This is a genomic window from Azorhizobium doebereinerae UFLA1-100 (genome assembly GCF_000473085.1).
GTDB classification, from domain to species: Bacteria; Pseudomonadota; Alphaproteobacteria; order Rhizobiales; family Xanthobacteraceae; genus Azorhizobium; species Azorhizobium doebereinerae.
Map to the genome: position 1 here is coordinate 77,253 of NZ_AXBA01000005.1, position 17,448 is coordinate 94,700.

The window sequence follows — 17,448 nt, forward strand, 5'->3', positions numbered from 1 at the left end:
CGCGCCCGAAGCTGGAACGAGGCTTACGTATTTCCCCGTGCGACAACCCGGACGGCCCCTCCGGTCACGTACCTTTGACCTGTATCAAGGTGAAACGACCCTCCTGCCGCAAGGTGCCCGCGAGGCTAGCGGGCGGCTTGTCCGCCTCGCCGCAAGGGGTTGCCAATGTCCACTGTCCAGACACCCGCCAAGAGCATGACCGGGGGAGAACTCGGTCTGATCCTGGTGTTCGCCGCGCTCGGCTTCTTCTCGGTTGTCGTGGCCGCCAAGGCCTACACGCCGGAATATGCCTTCCACGCCTATCTGTTCGCAGCGGCGAGCATCGCCACGGTTTTCATCATCGGGAACCGCTACATGGACCGGCCGGCGGAACTTCCGCCCCAGACCATCGACGGTAAGCCCAACTACAACATGTTGCCCGTGAAGGTCGGCACCCTGCTGGCGCTGTTCTGGGGCATCGCGGGCTTCCTCATCGGCGTCATCATCGCCCTGCAGATGGCCTTTCCGCTGCTGAATTTCGACCTGCCCTGGATTTCCTTCGGCCGGCTGCGCCCGCTGCACACCTCGGCGGTGATCTTCGCCTTCGGCGGCAACGTGCTGATCGCCAGCTCGTTCTACGTGGTCCAGCGCACCAGCCACGCCCGCCTCGCGGGCTATCTGGCGCCCTGGTTCGTGGTCCTGGGCTACAATTTCTTCATCGTCATCGCCGGCACGGGCTATCTGCTCGGCATCACCCAGGGCAAGGAATACGCCGAGCCGGAATGGTATGCCGACCTGTGGCTGACCATCGTGTGGGTGACCTACTTCCTGGTGTTCCTGGGCACGGTGCTGAAGCGCAAGGAACCCCACATCTATGTGGCCAACTGGTTCTATTTCGCCTTCATCCTGACCATCGCCGTCCTGCACCTCGGCAACAACGCCGCGATCCCGGTCTCGGTGTTCTCGCCCAAGTCCTACATCGTCTGGTCGGGCGTGCAGGATGCCATGGTGCAGTGGTGGTACGGCCACAACGCGGTGGGCTTCTTCCTGACCGCGGGCTTCCTCGCCCTCATGTACTATTTCATTCCGAAGCGGGCTGAGCGGCCGGTCTATTCCTACCGCCTGTCCATCGTCCATTTCTGGGCGCTGATCTTCCTCTACATCTGGGCCGGTCCCCACCACCTGCACTACACGGCGCTGCCGGACTGGGCGCAGACGCTGGGCATGACCTTCTCCATCATCCTGTGGATGCCCTCCTGGGGCGGCATGATCAACGGCCTGATGACGCTCTCGGGCGCCTGGGACAAGCTGCGCACCGACCCGGTGATCCGCATGATGGTGGTGGCCGTCGCCTTCTACGGCATGGCGACCTTCGAAGGCCCGATGATGTCGGTGAAGAGCGTGAACTCGCTCAGCCACTACACGGAATGGGGCATCGGCCACGTGCATTCCGGCGCGCTCGGCTGGGTCGCCTACATCTCCTTCGGCGCTATCTACTGCCTGGTGCCGTGGCTCTGGAACAAGCGCGAGATGTATTCGATGAAGGCCATCGAGTGGCACTTCTGGATCTCGACGCTCGGCATCGTGCTCTACATCTCCTCCATGTGGGTCGCGGGCATCCTCCAGGGCCTCATGTGGCGCGCCTACACCTCGCTGGGCTTCCTCGAATACTCCTTCATCGAGACGGTCGAGGCGATCCATCCGCTGTACGTGATCCGTGCCGTGGGCGGCATCCTCTTCCTCGCCGGCGCCCTCATCATGGCCTGGAACGTGGTCATGACCATCTATCGTGCCGAAACGGTGTCGCAGCCGAGCGGCGTCGCCCTCGCGCCCGCCGAATGACGGAGGCATAAATGTCCGCGACATCCATCTGGTCCAAGCACGCCATCTTCGAGAAGCACTCGATCTTCCTGCTTCTCGGCGTGCTGATCGTGATCTCCATCGGCGGCCTCGTCGAGATCGTCCCGCTGTTCTACCTGAAGAGCACCATCGAGAAGGTGGACGGGGTTCGCCCCTACACCCCGCTGGAGCTCGCCGGGCGCAACATCTATCTGCGCGAGGGCTGCTATGCCTGCCACAGCCAGATGATCCGCCCGCTGCGCGACGAAGTGGAGCGTTACGGCCACTATTCGCTGGCCGCCGAGAGCATGTACGACCACCCCTTCCAGTGGGGCTCCAAGCGCACTGGCCCGGATATCGCCCGCGTGGGCGGCAAGTATTCGGACATGTGGCAGCTTGAGCATCTCAACAACCCGCGCTCCGTGGTGCCCGCCTCGATCATGCCCGGCTATCCCTGGCTGGCGAAGACCCCGCTCTCCGCCAAGCACATCGCCGACGACATGAAGGTGCTGCGCGCGGAAGGCGTGCCCTACACGGACGAGATGATCGCCTCCGCGCAGGACGACCTGAAGCTCCAGGCGACGCCCGAAGCCGACGCCGACGCATTGCAGAAGCGCTATCCCAAGGCGCAGGCCCGCGACTTCGACGGCAATCCCGAGACGCTGACCGAAGCGGACGCCCTGATCGCCTATCTCCAGCAGCTCGGCACACAGGTCGATTTCAAGCTCTACGACAACAAGGCGAACGTGAGGTGAGCCATGCGTGACATCTACATGCAACTGGCCGGCTTCGCGCAGACCTGGGGCCTGATCTACTTCTTCGGTGCCTTTCTCTGCGTGTGCGCTTACGCCTACTGGCCCTCGAAGAAGAAGAGCTTCGATGCGGCCGCCCAGATTCCCCTGAAGGAGGATTGATCGTGAGCACCGCGCACGACAGCCATGACAAGGGGGTGGATGCCGCGACGGGCACCCCCACCACCGGCCACGAGTGGGACGGCATCCAGGAACTCAACAATCCGCTGCCGCGCTGGTGGCTGTGGACCTTCTACGCCACCATCCTGTGGGCCATCGGCTATTGGGTGGTCTATCCGGCCTGGCCGCTGGTCTCCAGCTTCACCCCCGGCCTGTCGGGCTGGCATTCCCGCTCGGCGGTGGTGGAGCAGCTGGCGGACCTGCAGAAGCTGCGGGCCGTCTCCTCGGCCAAGCTCGCCAACGTTCCGCTGGACGAGATCGAGAAGAATCCCGAGCTTCTCAACCTCGCCCGCGCCGAGGGCCGGGTGGCCTTCGCCGACAATTGCGCGCCCTGCCACGGGGCGGGCGGCGGCGGCGCCAAGGGCTTCCCGAACCTCAATGACGACGACTGGCTGTGGGGCGGCACGCTGGAGCAGATCAGCGCCACCATCACCCACGGCGCCCGCTCGGGCGACGACGAGGGCCACCAGGGCAACATGATGGCGTTCGGCCCGATCCTGACCAAGGCGGAGATCTCCGACGTGGCGGACTATGTCCGCTCCCTGTCGGGCACCGGCCCCAAGGATCTGCCGAGCGTGCAGAAGGGCGCCGCGGTGTTCGCCGCCAATTGCGCCGCCTGCCACGGCGAGGACGGCAAGGGGAACCAGGAGCTCGGCTCCAAGAACCTCACCGACGGCATCTGGCTCTATGGCGGCGACAAGGCCACCATCGTCCAGACGATCACCAACGGTCGTGGCGGCGTGATGCCGGCCTGGACCAGCCGCCTGTCGCCCACCACCATCAAGGCCCTGACCGTCTACGTCCACACCCTGGGCGGCGGCCAGTGACCCTCGGGATCCGGGCCGGCCACGCCGGGCCGGATCACGCATCAGGATCGAGACCCCATCCCGTCCGGCATGCCGGGCGGGATGGGCTCCAGGCGCCGGCGGTCCGCACGCGACCTGCCGGCGTTCGTGCAGGCCCCAGGGGACGGCGCATGGCGCATCCCCATCCTCATCCGGGATAGACCCGGCAAGAGCCCCGCATCATGACCGCCGCCGCCCTCAAGCCCCAGCCCCCCCGCAAGACGGAGCCTGCCGCACCCGCCGAAGAGGTGCTCTATGCAGCCCGCCGCGCCATCTATCCGCAAAGCGTCCATGGCCGCCTGCGCACCACCAAGTGGGTGCTGCTCGCCATCACGCTCGGCATCTACTACTTCCTGCCGTTCGTGCGCTGGGACCGCGGTCCCGATGCGCCCAACCAGGCGGTGCTGATCGACTTCCCGACGCGGCGCTTCTACTTCTTCTTCATCGAGATCTGGCCGCAGGAATTCTATTACCTCGCCGGCCTGCTGATCCTCGCCGCCCTCATCCTCTTCCTGATGAACGCGGTGGCCGGGCGCGTGTGGTGCGGCTACCTCTGCCCGCAGACGGTTTGGACCGACCTGTTCCTCGCCGTGGAGCGGCTGATCGAGGGTGACCGCCGCGAGCACATGCTTGCCGATGCCGGTCCCTGGACGCTGGAGAAGGTCGCCCACAAGACGCTCAAGCACAGCGTCTGGCTGCTGCTCGCCTGGTGGACCGGCGGCGCCTGGGTGCTCTATTTCGCCGATGCGCCGAGCCTGGTGTGGGATCTCGCCACCTTCCAGGCGCCGACCGTGGCCTATGCCTCCATCGCCGTGCTGACCTTCACCACCTACACGCTGGCCGGCCACATGCGCGAGCAGGTGTGCACCTACATGTGCCCCTGGCCGCGCATCCAGGCGGCGCTGACCGACGAATACGCCCTCAACGTCACCTATCTCTATGACCGCGGCGAGCCGCGCGGCTCGGTGAAGAAGGCGGCGGTGGCGCGCGCCGCCGGCGAGAAGGCGGGCGACTGCATCGACTGCAACCAGTGCGTCAACGTCTGTCCCACCGGCGTGGATATCCGCCACGGGATGCAGCTAGAATGCATCCAGTGCGGCCTGTGCATCGACGCCTGCAACAACGTGATGGACAAGATCAGCCGCCCGCGCGGGCTGATCGCCTATGAGTCCGAGAAGAACCTGGAGGCCCGCGCGGCGGGCCTGCCGCCGGTGCGGCGCATCGTGCGGCCGCGCACCGTCCTCTACACGGCGCTGATCGCGCTGGTGGGCGGCATCATGATCTACAGCCTCGCCGACCGCAGCACCGAAGGGCTCGCCGCCATCCACGACCGCAACCCGGTGTTCGTGCGGCTGTCCGACGGCGCCCTGCGCAACGCCTATACCGTGCGGCTCATCAACAAGAAGCTGGAGCCGCGCCGCTTCGTCCTGACCCTGGACGGGCTGCCCGACGCGCGCATCGCGGTCGTGGGCACGGAATCGGGACCGGAAGGCGACGTGCTCACCGTCGGCCCGGACCAGACCCTGGAGGCCCGCGTGCTGGTGACGCATGCCGGCAAGCTCGACGCCGGCGCCTCCATCCCCGTCTTCTTCCGCATCCGCGATCTCACCAGCGGCGAGACCGCCATCGCCAAAGACCACTTCATCGGCCCCTGAGGAACACACCATGGCACAGGCTCAAGCCCGGCCGCGCGCCGGGGGCAAGATCACCGGATGGCACGTCTTCACCATTCTCGTCGCCTTCTTCGGCGTCATCATCTCCGTCAACGTGGTGATGGCCCATTATGCCATCAGCACCTTCGGCGGCCTGGAGACCGAGAGCTCCTACAAGGCCGGCCTCGCCTTCCGGGGCGAGGAGATCGCCGCCGCCGACCAAGACGCGCGAAAGTGGCAGGTGAACCTCACCGTCCGTGACGGGGCGGACGGCAGCCGCATCGTCGCCATCGAGGCCGTGGACGCCAAGGGCAATCCCCTGGCCGGATACGACGTGGACGCGCGCTTCGCCCACCCCGCCGACGCCCGCCAGGACGTGGTGGTGGACCTCAACGAAGCCACCGGCGGGCGCTATCAGGGCACGGCCAGCGTGCACAAGGGGCAATGGGAGCTGATCGTTGATCTGGCTCAAGGCGGCACCCGCCTGTTCCGGTCCAAGAATAGAGTGCAGCTGCGCTAAGCCGAACCCGTTCTCTGGGGGGAACATGGTTCATCAGGCGAACGCAGCGCCGGCCGAGGCGGTCGGGCGGACCGCTTCGGCCGGCACCTTTCAGGCCGGCCCTTCCGCCCAGGGTTCCATCGCCTCTGGATGAAGGCGCCGATGCCGGATAAACCGGACGTCCGGCACCGAACCACAGGCACGACGCATGGCCCAGGCTGTCGATTATTCCATCTTCATGGCGCGGGAGGCCGATGGCCGCTCCCAGATGAGCCTCGCCATCGACGGCATCGACTGCGCCGCCTGCATCTCCGACATCGAAAACGGCGTGTTGGCCCTGCCCGGCGTGGTGCAGGCCCGGCTCAACTACAGCACCCACCGCCTCACGGTGGCCTGGGACGGCGAGGGCGAGCCCGCCGCGCTGGTCAGCCGGCTGGAGAGCCTGGGCTATCGCGCCCACCCCTTCGCGGGCCGGGCGGAAGAGGCGGAGGCGCGGCGCTCGCAATGGCTGCTGCGCTGCCTCGGCGTCGCCGGCTTCGCCATGATGAACGTCATGCTGCTCTCGGTCTCGGTGTGGGCCGGCAACGTTACCGACATCACGCCGGAAACCCGCGACCTGTTCCACTGGATCTCCGCGCTCATCGCCCTGCCGGCGGCGGCCTATGCCGGCCAGCCCTTCTTCCAGAGCGCCTACCGGGCGCTGCGCACCCGCTCACTCAACATGGACGTGCCGATCTCGCTCGGCGTCATCCTGGCGCTCGGCATGTCGCTGGTGGAGACCATCCTGCACCGCGAGCACGCCTTCTTCGACAGCGCGGTGATGCTGCTGTTCTTCCTGCTGGCCGGGCGCTATCTCGACCATGAGGCGCGCCGGCGCACCCGCGCCGTGGCCGGCAACCTCGCCGCCCTGCGCGGCGAGATGGCGCAACGGCTCGATGCCGCCGGCCATGCGGTGTGGGTCCCCGTCCAGGCGCTGAAGCCCGGCGACCGCATCCTGGTGGCGGCCGGCGAGCGGGTCGGCGCCGACGGCATCGTGGAGGCCGGCGCCTCAGCGCTCGACGAAGCGCTCATCACCGGCGAGACCCTGCCTCGCGCCGTCACCGCGGGCGACCGCCTCTATGCCGGCAGCCTCAACGGCGCCGGTGCCCTGACCATCCGCGTCACCGCCGGCGGCGAAGGCACGCTGATCGACGACGTGCAGCGCCTGCTGGACGGCGCGCTGTCGCAGCGGGCCGGCTATGTGCGCCTCGCCGACCGCGTGGCCCGGCTCTATGCGCCGGTGGTGCATCTCACCGCCCTTGCCTCCGCGCTCGGCTGGCTGCTGTTCGGCGCCAGCGTGCATGACGCGGTGATGATCGCCGTGGCCGTGCTCATCATCACCTGCCCCTGCGCCCTGGCTCTGGCCGTGCCCGCCGTGCAGGTGGTGGCGACCGGGCGCCTGTTCCGCGCCGGCCTGCTGGTCAATGCCGGCGACATGCTGGAGCGCCTCGCCGGCGTGGACACGGTCGTGTTCGACAAGACCGGCACCCTCACCCTGCCCGAACCGGCGCTGCGGCTGCCGGCCGGCGCCGAGCCGGACCTGGTGGCGCTCGCCGCCCGCCTGGCCCTGTCCAGCCGCCACCCGCTCGCCGCCGCCCTCGCCCGCCACGCCCAGGGGCCCGCCTTCGAAGACGTGGAGGAAGTGCCCGGCGCCGGCGTGAAAGCGGTGGTCGACGGGCAGGAGCTGCGCCTCGGCAGCCTCGCCTTCTGCGACACCGTTTTGCCCGCCGATCTTCCGGCCACCGCCACGCCCATCGCCGTGCGGGCCGGCAACCGGGCGACGGTGATCGGGCTCGACCAGGCGCTGCGCGCCGATGCGGTCGAGGTGGTCGCCGCGCTGAAGGCCCGGCGTCTCGACGTGCGCATCCTCTCCGGCGACCGCGAGGGGCCGGTGGCGGCCGTGGCGGCGGCGCTCGGCATCTCCAGCTATGGCGCCGGCCTGCGCCCGGCGGACAAGATCGCGGCGCTGGAGCGCCTCAAGGCCGAGGGCCGCAAGGTGCTGATGGTGGGCGACGGGCTCAATGACGCCCCGGCCCTGGCCGCCGCCACCGTGTCGCTCTCGCCGGCCAGCGGCGTCGCGGTGACGCAGGCCCAGGCCGACGCGGTGTTCATCGGCACCCGCCTCGCCCCGGTGCGCCTCGCCATCGACGGTGCCCGCGTCGCCGCCCGGCTGATGCGGCAGAATCTCGGCGTCGCCGTGCTCTACAATCTGATCGCCGTGCCGCTCGCGGTTGCCGGCCATGTGACGCCCCTGGTGGCGGCGCTCGCCATGTCCGGCTCGTCCATCCTGGTCACGGTGAACGCCATGCGCGCCGGCCGGCCGCTACGGCGCGAGCGCCCGGCGGAGGACGATGCGGTGGACGATGGCGCGGTGGATAATGGCGCGACGCCGCCGCTGACGCCCGTGGAGGTCCGCGCATGACCGTTCTGCTTTATCTCGTGCCCGCCGCCCTGGGCCTCGGCTTCTGCGGCCTGCTGGCCTTCCTGTGGAGCCTGAAGGCCGGGCAGTATGAGGATCTCGACGGCGCGGCCGTGCGCATCCTCTCCGACGACGACCTGCGCAAGGAGGACCTGCCCCGATGAGCCGCCTCGCGCCGGTCAGCGCCACCCGCGCCGGCATGCTCGCCTGCATCTGCGACCCCAGCTTCGATGCGCCGGCCAATGACAATGCCGGGGCGCGCCCGCGTGCGCTGCCGCTGGCGCTGGGCTTCGCCTTCGCCGTCCTGGCGCAGACGCTGGCCGCCGGTGTGCTGCCGCTCGCCGGCGCGCTGCTGGCGCCGCGCCCCTCGCTCGCCACCCTGCCGTTCGCCGCGCTGATGCTGGGGGCGGCCCTCGCCTCCTTCCCGGCCTCCTTCCTGGGCGATGCCTTCGGCCGCCGCACCGGATTTGCGCTCGGCGCCTCGCTGGGCATCGCCGGCGGCGCCATCCTCGCCGCCGGCCTGCTGCAGCGGCAGTTCACCTTCGCCTGCCTCGGCGCGCTGTGGCTCGGCATGGCGCAGGGCTTTTCCTTCTTCTACCGGCACGAGGCCGCCGCTTCCGCCGGGCGCCCCGCCGCAGCCGCCGCCGGGGTGATGGCAGGCGGGCTGCTGGCCGCTCTCGCCGGCCCGACGCTGGCGGGCTTCGCCGAAGCGCTGTTCTCCCCGGTCTTCCTGGTGGGCTCGGCGGTGCTGGCCGCGCTCGCCCACACCGCATCCCTGGCGGTGGCCGTGCGCCTCGCCCCCGATGTGCGCCCGTGGACGGAAACCGGCGTGGCGGGGCCGCTGCGCGCCATCGTCCTGCCGACGGCGGTGGGCATGCTGGCGTGGTTCGGCATGAGCCTCATCATGGCCGGTGCGCCGCTGGCGCTGCTCGGCTGCGGCATCGGTGAGGGCGCGGTGTTCGGCTTCATCGCGCTGCACGTGGCGGCCATGTACGCGCCCGCCGTGCCGCTCGCCCTCATCGGCCGGCTGCTGTCGCCGCAGGTGCTGGCCTTCGCCGGCCTCGCGCTGGTGGCGGCGGCCTATCCGCTCCAGGTCTCCGGCCAGCCGACGCTGCTCGCCGCCGCGCTCATTCTCGTCGGCGCCGGCTGGTCGGTGGCCACCGTGGGTTGCACCGGATGGCTGCACCAGGCGGCACGGCCCGGCCGCCTCGGCCTCGCGCTGCATGACGGCGCGCTGTTCTCCGCCGCCATCGTCGGCGCCGCGCTCGCCGGGCGCCTGTTCTGATCCTCGCTCGGGCCTGAAACGTGACGGGCGCCGCGCGGGTCTCCCCGGCGCGGCGCCCGCTGAATGTCACGCCCTCACAGGAAGCCGATGGAGAACCACGGCACCAGGGCCACCACCACGAGACCGATGAACAGGGCGATCATGTAGCCGAGGATCGGCTTCATGCCCGCCACCGGGTCCACCCGGCCGATGGCGCAGGCGGCGTAATAGCCCACCCCGAACGGCGGGGCGAACAGGCCGATGCCCATGGCCAGGATGACCACCATGGCATAGTGCACCTCGTGGATGCCCACGGCGCGGGCGATGGGGAACAGCAGCGGCCCGAACAGCACGATGGCGGGGATGCCCTCCAGCACGCTGCCCAGCACGATGAAGGCCACCACCGACACGGCCATGAAGGTCATGGCACCGCCCGGCAGGCCGGTCATGGCGGTGGCCAGCGAGCGGGAGAAGCCGGACTGCGTCAGCCCCCAGGCCATGCCCGTGGCGGTGCCGATGATCAGCAGGATGGCGCCCGACAGGCAGGCGGTGTCCACCAGCATGGGCACCAGCCGCCTGGCGTCGAACTTGCGGTAGATGAACAGGCCCGCCGCCACGGCGTAGACGATGCCGATGGTGGAGACCTCGGTGGCCGTGGCCACGCCCTCGATCACCGCCGCGCGGATGACGAAAGGCAAGGCGATGGCCGGGAAGGCGATGACGAAGGTGCGCAGGATGTGGCCCCAGGAGGCCCGCTCCACCCCGCTCATGTCCTCGCCGCGATAGCGCCACCACACCACCGCGCAGAGCGTCACCGCCAGCACCACGCCCGGCAGCAAGCCGCCGGTGAACAGGGCCGAGATGGACACGCCGGTCACCGAGCCGATGGTGATGAGCACGAGGCTCGGCGGGATGGTCTCGGTCTGCGCGCCGGTGGCCGACAGCAGCGCCACGAGGTCGCCTTCCTTGGCGCCGCGCTGCTTCATCTCGGGAAACAGCACCGGGGCCACCGCCGCCATGTCCGCCGCCTTGGCGCCGGAGATGCCGGAGACCAGGTACATGGCGCCGACCAGCACATAGTGCAGGCCGCCCTTCACATGGCCGAGCAAGCTGGCGAGGAACTGCACCATGGCCTTGGCCATGCCGGTCATCTCGATCAGCATGCCGAGGAAGACGAACAGCGGCACGGACAGCAGGATGAGATGGCTCATGCCCTCATCCATGCGGCCGACCAGCACCATCATCGGCGTGCGCGTGGTCAGCGCCAGATAGCCGAAGGTGGCGAGCCCGAAGGCAAAGGCGATGGGCACGCCGGCGAACACGCACACCGCCACCACGCCGACGAAGAAGATCAGCAGGTTCATGTTGCCCAGCGGCCGGAACATGGGGCCGAGCAGCCAGAAGGCGGCGACGATGGCGCCGGTGGTGATCAGCGCCGCCGCCAGCAGCCGCAGGTCGGCCACGCGGGCAAGGCGCAGGACGGCGAACACCACCATCAGGCCGAGCCCCACCGGGAGCGCCGCCGCGCGGATGGAATTGGGAATCTCCAGCGCCGGGGTGAGGATGAACGCCTCCTCCTCGGCATATTCCAGCGCGTGGGGGAACACCATGGCGAGGAAGGCCAGAGCGGAGGTGATGGCGATGAGGTCGAGGAAGGCCCGCGCCTGCGGGCTCACCTTGGCGGCCACCGCCGTCATGCGCATGTGCTCACCGCGGCGGAACGCCACCACGGCGCCCAGCATGGCGAGCCACAGGAACAGGATGGAGGCCAGTTCGTCCGACCAGACGATGGGCTTGTGGAAGACGTAGCGGGCGACCACGCCCGCGAACAGGACGCAGATTTCCACCGCCACCAGCAAGGCGGCGGGGATTTCCACCAGCAGCCCGAGCACGCGGTCGGCCAAGGCGGCGGCGGCGGCGATCGGGCTGAGGGGAGCGGACGCCGCAAGCGGCGCCCCTCCATGGCCGTGCAGGGTAGGGACGCCGGCCATATCGGTCACGACAACTTGCCGACCGCGTTTTCCAGCACCGTCCAGGCTTCGTCGCCGAACTTGCCCTTCCATTCCGAATAGAAGCCGGCGGCGCGCAGCTTCTCACGGAACGGGGCCGGATCGGGCTTGTTGAAGGCGAGGCCCTTGCCCGCGAGGTCTTCCTGCAGCGTGGCGTTGAGCTTGGCGACGTCCGCCCGCTCCTTCTCGCCGGCCGCGTTGATATGCTTGGCGACGATAACGCGCATGTCCTCGGGGATCGCCATCCAGGCGCGGCGGTTGGCCAGGAACCAGAAGCCGTCCCACATGTGGTTGGTCAGCGAGCAGTATTTCTGCACTTCGTAGAGCTTCGCCGTGGCGATGATGGCGAGGGGATTTTCCTGCCCGTCCACGATCTTGGTCTGCAACGCCGAATAGACTTCGGCGAAATTGATGGACGCCGGGGCGGAGCCGAACGCCTTGTACATGGAGGTCCACAGCGGCGAGACCGGCACGCGGATCTTGAAGCCTTCGAGATCCTTCGCGGTCTCGATCGGCTTGGTGGACGAGGTGGTCTGGCGGAAGCCGTTGTCCCAGATCTTGTCCATGGCCACGAGGCCGAACTTGGCGATCTGGCCGCGCACATAGGTGCCGAGCTCGCCGTCCATGGCCTTCCACACGGTGGCATAGTCCGGGAAGGCGAAGCCGATGCCGCTTACCGAGGCGTTGGGCACCAGGGTGGAGAGGATCAGCGGCGAGAGGGTGAAGAATTCCACACCGCCGGAGCGCAGCTGGCTCAGCACGTCGGTGTCGGAGCCCAGCTGGCTGGACGGGAAAACCTGGAGGTCGAACTTGCCGCCGGTGTCCTGCTTGATCGCCGCCGCCATCTCGCGGGCGCGGATGTTCATGGGGTGCGTGTCGGGCAGGTTGTTGGCGTATTTGTAGGTGAATTCCGCCTGCTGGGCGCGCGCCACGAACGGGGCGAAAACCGCGCCGGTGACGGCGGTAGCGGCCGTGGCCTTCAACAGGGCGCGACGAGACACTGACATGAACCTGCTCCTCCTGGCTTGGTCCGGTGGACCTATTTCCTCTTTAGGGTCCAAGATATGGACCTCTTAATTGCGTCACCTATACTGACCCACTTGTAGGATCTGCACAAGGTGTCTATCATCCTACATACCGTCGTCAATGGATCGGCGGATATAAAGAAAAAATACGGTCCACATGATGGATCTCGGGAGCGAAACGTGAGCAGGACCGGCGACGACCCTCTTTCGGGCGGCGGGACTCAAAGCATCGAGCGCGCCATCGCCCTGCTGCTGCTGGTCGGCCGCGGCGGCAATGCGGGCCTGCGCCTGTCCGATCTGGTGGCACGCTCCGGCCTCCCCAAGCCGACCGTCCGGCGCGTCCTGCTGGCGCTGGTCCGGGCCGGGCTGCTGGACCAGGACGCGCTGACGCGGCGCTACCATATCGGACCGGAGACCTACGTTCTAGGAACATTGGCGAGTGAACGCTTCGGCATACACGCGCTCTCGCTGGACGGCCTCTCGCGCCTGGCGCAGGAGAGCGGCGACACCGCCTTCCTCTCCGTGCCGCGCGACAGCTTCGTGGTGTGCCTGCACCGCGAGGAGGGCCCCTTCCCCATCCGCACCCATGTGCTGAACGCCGGCGACCGCCACCCCATGGGCATCGGCGCCGGCAGCCTCGCCATCCTCTCGGCCCTGCCCGACGCCGAGATCGACCGCATCTTCGCGGCAAATGCGCAGGTGCTCGCCAAGGATTACCCAGCCTATTCCGAGACGCTGCTGCGCAACTGCGTGGCCGACGCCCGCAGCCGCGGCTATGCCCTCAATCCTGGTATCCTGATGCCCGGCTCCTGGGGCATCGGCGTGCCCGTCATGGGTCCCGACGGCGGCCCCGTCGGCGCCCTGTCCATCGCCGCCATCGAGAGCCGCCTCGGCGAGGACCGGCGGCGCGATCTCGTGCCGCTGCTGCGCCGCGAGGCCAAGCTGCTGGAAGCGGCGCTGCGCCGCCCCGCTCCCCGTGCCGACATCCTGTCTCCCTCACCCCGCGCCCGCCTCGCCGCGCCGCGCACAGCCATGAAGGTGAAATCATGACCCGTGCCTGCATCGTGGGCTATGCCCACACCCCGTTCGGCAAGCTCGAAGAGCCCGATACCGAAGCCCTGATGGCCCGCGTCTCCGGCGCCGCTTTGGAGCATGCCGGCGTGCCCCCGGACAAGGTGGACGGCATCTTCGTCGGCGTCATGAACTCCGGCTTCCAGAAGCAGGACTTCCAGGGCGCCCTGGTGGCCATGGCCGACGAGCGCCTCGCCTATGTGCCGGCCATGCGGGTGGAGAACGCCTGCGCCACCGGCTCCGCCGCCATCTACACCGCGCTCGACTTCATCGAGAGCGGCCGCGGCCGCATCGCCCTCGTGGTGGGCGCCGAGAAGATGACCGCCAAGCCCACCGCCGAGGTCGGCGACATCCTGCTCAACGCCTCCTACCGCAAGGAGGAGGCGGACATCGAGGGCGGCTTTGCCGGCCAGTTCGGGCGCATCGCGCAGAACTATTTCCAGCGCTATGGCGACCGCTCCGAGGAGCTGGCGCGCATCGCCGCCAAGAACCACCGCAACGGCGTGTCCAACCCCTACGCCCAGATGCGCCGGGACTTCGGCTTCGAGTTCTGCAACACGGTGTCGGAGAAGAACCCGCTGGTGGCCGGCCCGCTGCGCCGCACCGACTGCTCGCTGGTGTCCGACGGCGCGGCGGCCCTGGTGCTGGCGGACGAGGAGATCGCCCGCGACCTGGAGCGGGCCATCGCCTTCCGCGCCCGCACCCACCGCAACGACATCCTCGCCATGTCGCGCCGCGACCCCACCGCGTTCGAAGGCGCCCGCCGCGCCTGGGCCGGCTCGCTGGCCGATGCGGAGATGACGCTGGACGACCTCGACTTCGTGGAAACCCACGACTGCTTCACCATCGCCGAGCTGATCGAATACGAGGTCATGGGCCTCGCCAAGCCGGGCGAGGGCTACAAGGTGGTGCGCGAGGGCATCACCGAGAAGACCGGCCGCCTGCCGGTGAACCCCTCGGGCGGCCTGAAGGCCAAGGGCCACCCCATCGGCGCCACCGGCGTCTCCATGCACGTGCTCTCCGCCATGCAGCTGCTGGGCGAGGCCGGCGACATGCAGATCAAGGACGCGGCGGTCGCCGGCATCTTCAACATGGGCGGCGCGGCGGTCGCCAACTACGTATCGATCCTGGAGCGGCTGAAGTGAGCGGAACAGGGATCGCCGCACCCAAGGGCGGGGTCGCCCCCTGCACCAAGAGGGTGATGAACCTGTCCCACGTTCTCCGGCAGGCGGCCCGCCGCTTTCCCGGCGAAGTGGGCTTCGTGCACGGCCCGCTCACCGCCACCTGGGCGGAGATGGACGCGCGGGTGGACGCCATGGCGTCCGCCCTCGCGGCCAAGGGCCTCATCAAGGGCGACCGGGTGCTGGTGCAGTCCAAGAACTGCCTCCAGATGTTCGAGAGCATGTTCGCCTGCTTCCGGCTGGGCGCCGTCTGGGTGCCCACCAACTTCCGCCAGACCCCCGGCGAGGTGGCCTATCTCGCCGCCGCCTCCGGCGCCACGGCGATGATCTGCCACGCGGACTTCCCCGAGCATGTGGCGGCGGCGCAGGCGGAGGCCCCGGCCATCGACACCGTCATCGCCATCGGCGAGGCCCCGTTCGGGCCGGACTATGACGCGCTGGTGGCCGCCCATCTCGGCACGCGCTTCGCCGCCGCCGACGTGGAGCATGACGACCCCTGCTGGTTCTTCTTCACCTCCGGCACCACCGGGCGGCCGAAGGCGGCGGTGCTGACCCATGGCCAGATGGCCTTCGTCATCACCAACCATCTGTGCGACCTGATGCCCGGCACCACGCAAGGGGACGCCTCGCTGGTGGTGGCGCCGCTCTCCCATGGCGCCGGCATCCACCAATTGGTGCAGACCGCCCGCGCGGCGAAGACCATCCTCCTGCCCTCGGAGCGCTTCGACGTGGCCGAGGCCTGGGGGCTGGTGGAGCACTGGAAGGTGACCAACATCTTCACCGTGCCGACCATCACCAAGATGCTGGTCGAGCATCCCTCCGTGGACCAGTTCGACCATTCTTCCTTGCGCTACGTCATCTATGCCGGCGCGCCCATGTATCGCGAGGACCAGAAACGGGCGCTCGCCAAGCTGGGCAAGGTGCTGGTGCAGTATTTCGGCCTCGGCGAGGTCACCGGCAACATCACGGTGCTGCCGCCCACGCTGCATGAGCCGGAGGACGGCCCGCACGTGAAGATCGGCACCTGCGGCTTCGAGCGCACCGGCATGCAGGTGCAGCTCCAGGACGAGGCCGGCGCCGAGGTGAACCCGTTCGAGACCGGCGAGATCTGCGTCTGCGGCCCGGCGGTGTTCGCCGGCTATTACGAGAATCCGGAGGCCAACGCCAAGTCGTTCCGCAACGGCTGGTTCCGCACCGGCGACCTCGGACATATGGACGCCGAGGGCTTCGTCTACATCACCGGCCGGGCCTCGGACATGTACATCTCCGGCGGCTCCAACGTCTATCCGCGCGAGGTGGAGGAGAAGCTGCTCCAGCATCCCGCGCTGGTGGAAGTGGCCATCGTCGGCGTGCCGGACCCCATGTGGGGCGAGGTGGGCGTGGCGGTGTGCGTCGCCCGCGCGGACACGCCGGTGGACGAGGCCGAGGTGGCCGCGTTCCTGGACGGCAAGGTGTCGCGCTACAAGCTGCCCAAGCGCGTGTTCTTCTGGGACGCCCTGCCGAAGTCCGCCTACGGCAAGATCACCAAGAAGATGGTGCGCGAGGCGCTGGAAGAGCGCGGCCTGCTGCCGCTCGACAAGCCCGCCCCGGCGGCGTCGCTGGAGCGCAGCGCATGAGCCCGCCCGGCGACGTCCCCGTCCGACTTCTCAAGCACCCCGGGCCCGTGGCGGCCCGGCGGTGGGACAGCCTCTCCTGCGAGAAGGCGCGCGCCTTCCGCTTCCTGCTCATCCCCGGCCGCTCGCTGTTCGACGGCATCTTCAACGCCATGAAGGCGGCGAACGTCTCGGCCGCCGCCCTCACGCTTACCGGCGGCACCTTCGCCCGCGTGGACTACTGCCTCGCGGCGCCGCGTCCCGGCAAGCCGCAGGTCGCCGGCTACACCGACCCCGAACGCATGGGCGGCCCCATCGGCCTGATCGGCGCCAGCGCAACGCTGGGGCTCGATGTGAAGGGCCGGCCCATGGTGCATTGCCACGCGCTGCTCTCCGGCCCCGACGGCCAATTGTTCGGCGGCCACATCATGCCCGGCGAGAGCATCGTCGGCGCCGTGCCGCCGGTGGTGTTCGCCCGCGCCTTCGCCGGCGAGGCCATCCGCCAGCGCTACGACCCCGAGACCATCATGTCGGTGTTCCATCCGGCGGAAGCCGAGCCTGCCACGGGAGACCATCATGCCGGCTGATCCTCAGGACGCCGTATCCCACGCCCTGGACGGACCGCCGCCGGAGAGCGGCCAGACCGGCCGCATCCTCTACGCCCGCGTGCGGCCCAACGAGGACCTCGTCCACACCATCGAGAAGCTGTGCCTGCAACACGGCTTCGCCGACGCGGTGGTGCGCGGCAGCCTCGGCAGCCTCAGCCAGTGCTGCCTGGAGCTGCATACCGGCGTCCGCATCGACGTGCCCGGCCCGGCGGTGGAGATGCTCACCCTCATGGGCGAGGTGCGCAGCACCGACGGCGCGCCCTACGCCCAGCTCAGCGGCACCGTGGCCGATCCCGAGGGCCGCATCTTCGCCGGCCGCTTCGTGGCCGGCCGCAACCCGGTGTGCATCACCTTCGAGATCACCCTTGAAGAGTGGCTGGCGGACGCCCACGCCGCCTGACCCCCAGCCTCCGGCCGTCGTCGCTCCGCCCCGGCGGAGCACGACCCCGCATGCA

The 17,448-nt window shown here is 69.1% G+C and carries 16 protein-coding genes; 14 read left to right on the top strand and 2 right to left on the bottom strand.

Features of this window, described 5'->3' with window-relative positions:
- The first annotated feature begins 195 nt into the window (after positions 1-195).
- The 9 genes from ccoN (at position 196) to YU1_RS0106735 (ending at position 9,528) form a co-directional block, all read left to right on the top strand.
- Positions 196-1,821 (top strand): cytochrome-c oxidase, cbb3-type subunit I, encoded by a 1,626-nt coding sequence (ccoN, locus tag YU1_RS0106695; protein ID WP_035714243.1) that lies wholly within the window; start codon positions 196-198, stop codon positions 1,819-1,821.
- Between the two features lie 11 nt (positions 1,822-1,832).
- Positions 1,833-2,573: a cytochrome-c oxidase, cbb3-type subunit II gene (gene ccoO / locus YU1_RS0106700; protein WP_029003414.1), complete on the top strand. Its 741-nt coding sequence runs from the start codon at positions 1,833-1,835 to the stop codon at positions 2,571-2,573.
- Between the two features lie 3 nt (positions 2,574-2,576).
- Positions 2,577-2,732 carry a CcoQ/FixQ family Cbb3-type cytochrome c oxidase assembly chaperone gene (locus YU1_RS0106705; protein WP_029003415.1) on the top strand — a complete coding sequence of 52 codons (156 nt, stop codon included), beginning with the start codon at positions 2,577-2,579 and terminating at the stop codon, positions 2,730-2,732.
- A gap of 2 nt (positions 2,733-2,734) precedes the next feature.
- Positions 2,735-3,616, top strand: a complete 882-nt coding sequence (gene ccoP / locus YU1_RS0106710; RefSeq protein WP_029003416.1) for a cytochrome-c oxidase, cbb3-type subunit III — start codon at positions 2,735-2,737, stop codon at positions 3,614-3,616.
- A gap of 200 nt (positions 3,617-3,816) precedes the next feature.
- Positions 3,817-5,289 carry a cytochrome c oxidase accessory protein CcoG gene (gene ccoG / locus YU1_RS0106715; protein WP_084539705.1) on the top strand — a complete coding sequence of 491 codons (1,473 nt, stop codon included), beginning with the start codon at positions 3,817-3,819 and terminating at the stop codon, positions 5,287-5,289.
- A 10-nt stretch (positions 5,290-5,299) separates the two neighbouring features.
- Positions 5,300-5,806, top strand: a complete 507-nt coding sequence (locus YU1_RS0106720; RefSeq protein ID WP_051356575.1) for a FixH family protein — start codon at positions 5,300-5,302, stop codon at positions 5,804-5,806.
- A gap of 187 nt (positions 5,807-5,993) precedes the next feature.
- The gene (locus YU1_RS28305; RefSeq protein WP_051356576.1) at positions 5,994-8,246 is read left to right on the top strand and encodes a heavy metal translocating P-type ATPase; all 2,253 of its coding nucleotides are present in this window, start codon (positions 5,994-5,996) and stop codon (positions 8,244-8,246) included.
- Positions 8,243-8,407, top strand: a complete 165-nt coding sequence (gene ccoS, locus YU1_RS32570; protein WP_084539707.1) for a cbb3-type cytochrome oxidase assembly protein CcoS — start codon at positions 8,243-8,245, stop codon at positions 8,405-8,407. Before YU1_RS28305 ends, ccoS begins: the two co-directional genes overlap by 4 nt.
- Complete coding sequence (locus tag YU1_RS0106735) at positions 8,404-9,528, top strand: hypothetical protein (protein ID WP_029003419.1); 1,125 nt, start codon at positions 8,404-8,406, stop codon at positions 9,526-9,528. Before ccoS ends, YU1_RS0106735 begins: the two co-directional genes overlap by 4 nt.
- Positions 9,529-9,602: 74 nt before the next feature.
- Here the strand turns inward: YU1_RS0106735 and YU1_RS0106740 are convergent, their stop codons facing one another.
- Both YU1_RS0106740 and YU1_RS0106745 read right to left on the bottom strand, forming a co-directional pair.
- Positions 9,603-11,498, bottom strand: coding sequence for a TRAP transporter large permease (locus YU1_RS0106740; RefSeq protein WP_029003420.1), 1,896 nt, complete (start codon positions 11,496-11,498; stop codon positions 9,603-9,605).
- Positions 11,499-11,503: 5 nt separating this feature from the next.
- Positions 11,504-12,523, bottom strand: a complete 1,020-nt coding sequence (locus YU1_RS0106745) for a TRAP transporter substrate-binding protein (RefSeq protein WP_029003421.1) — start codon at positions 12,521-12,523, stop codon at positions 11,504-11,506.
- A gap of 198 nt (positions 12,524-12,721) precedes the next feature.
- Between YU1_RS0106745 and YU1_RS28310 the strand changes: the two genes are divergently transcribed.
- The 5 genes from YU1_RS28310 to YU1_RS0106770 are packed head-to-tail and all read left to right on the top strand — an operon-like array spanning position 12,722 to position 17,393.
- Positions 12,722-13,591, top strand: a complete 870-nt coding sequence (locus YU1_RS28310; RefSeq protein WP_051356577.1) for an IclR family transcriptional regulator — start codon at positions 12,722-12,724, stop codon at positions 13,589-13,591.
- Entirely contained in the window at positions 13,588-14,757 is a 1,170-nt protein-coding gene (locus YU1_RS0106755) for an acetyl-CoA acetyltransferase (protein WP_029003422.1), read from the top strand. Before YU1_RS28310 ends, YU1_RS0106755 begins: the two co-directional genes overlap by 4 nt.
- Positions 14,754-16,409 (top strand): acyl-CoA synthetase, encoded by a 1,656-nt coding sequence (locus tag YU1_RS28315; protein ID WP_035714247.1) that lies wholly within the window; start codon positions 14,754-14,756, stop codon positions 16,407-16,409. Before YU1_RS0106755 ends, YU1_RS28315 begins: the two co-directional genes overlap by 4 nt.
- A complete protein-coding gene (locus YU1_RS28320; RefSeq protein ID WP_035714249.1) occupies positions 16,406-16,972 on the top strand; it encodes a PPC domain-containing DNA-binding protein in 567 nt (188 codons plus the stop codon). The genes YU1_RS28315 and YU1_RS28320 overlap by 4 nt, the downstream gene beginning before the upstream one ends.
- The gene (locus tag YU1_RS0106770) at positions 16,962-17,393 is read left to right on the top strand and encodes a PCC domain-containing protein (RefSeq protein ID WP_051356578.1); all 432 of its coding nucleotides are present in this window, start codon (positions 16,962-16,964) and stop codon (positions 17,391-17,393) included. The genes YU1_RS28320 and YU1_RS0106770 overlap by 11 nt, the downstream gene beginning before the upstream one ends.
- The last annotated feature ends 55 nt before the right edge of the window (positions 17,394-17,448 follow it).

What these genes read in the sequence shown, in the direction of transcription:
- YU1_RS28320 (WP_035714249.1), top strand. Translation starts at nt 16,406, where the DNA reads ATGAGCCCGCCCGGCGACGTCCCCGTCCGACTTCTCAAGCACCCCGGG.
- ccoS (WP_084539707.1), top strand. Translation starts at nt 8,243, where the DNA reads ATGACCGTTCTGCTTTATCTCGTGCCCGCCGCCCTGGGCCTCGGCTTC.
- ccoG (WP_084539705.1), top strand. Translation starts at nt 3,817, where the DNA reads ATGACCGCCGCCGCCCTCAAGCCCCAGCCCCCCCGCAAGACGGAGCCT.
- YU1_RS0106740 (WP_029003420.1), bottom strand. Translation starts at nt 11,498, where the DNA reads ATGGCCGGCGTCCCTACCCTGCACGGCCATGGAGGGGCGCCGCTTGCG.
- YU1_RS0106755 (WP_029003422.1), top strand. Translation starts at nt 13,588, where the DNA reads ATGACCCGTGCCTGCATCGTGGGCTATGCCCACACCCCGTTCGGCAAG.
- YU1_RS0106720 (WP_051356575.1), top strand. Translation starts at nt 5,300, where the DNA reads ATGGCACAGGCTCAAGCCCGGCCGCGCGCCGGGGGCAAGATCACCGGA.
- ccoN (WP_035714243.1), top strand. Translation starts at nt 196, where the DNA reads ATGACCGGGGGAGAACTCGGTCTGATCCTGGTGTTCGCCGCGCTCGGC.
- YU1_RS28305 (WP_051356576.1), top strand. Translation starts at nt 5,994, where the DNA reads ATGGCCCAGGCTGTCGATTATTCCATCTTCATGGCGCGGGAGGCCGAT.
- ccoO (WP_029003414.1), top strand. Translation starts at nt 1,833, where the DNA reads ATGTCCGCGACATCCATCTGGTCCAAGCACGCCATCTTCGAGAAGCAC.
- YU1_RS0106770 (WP_051356578.1), top strand. Translation starts at nt 16,962, where the DNA reads ATGCCGGCTGATCCTCAGGACGCCGTATCCCACGCCCTGGACGGACCG.
- YU1_RS0106735 (WP_029003419.1), top strand. Translation starts at nt 8,404, where the DNA reads ATGAGCCGCCTCGCGCCGGTCAGCGCCACCCGCGCCGGCATGCTCGCC.
- YU1_RS0106745 (WP_029003421.1), bottom strand. Translation starts at nt 12,523, where the DNA reads ATGTCAGTGTCTCGTCGCGCCCTGTTGAAGGCCACGGCCGCTACCGCC.
- YU1_RS0106705 (WP_029003415.1), top strand. Translation starts at nt 2,577, where the DNA reads ATGCGTGACATCTACATGCAACTGGCCGGCTTCGCGCAGACCTGGGGC.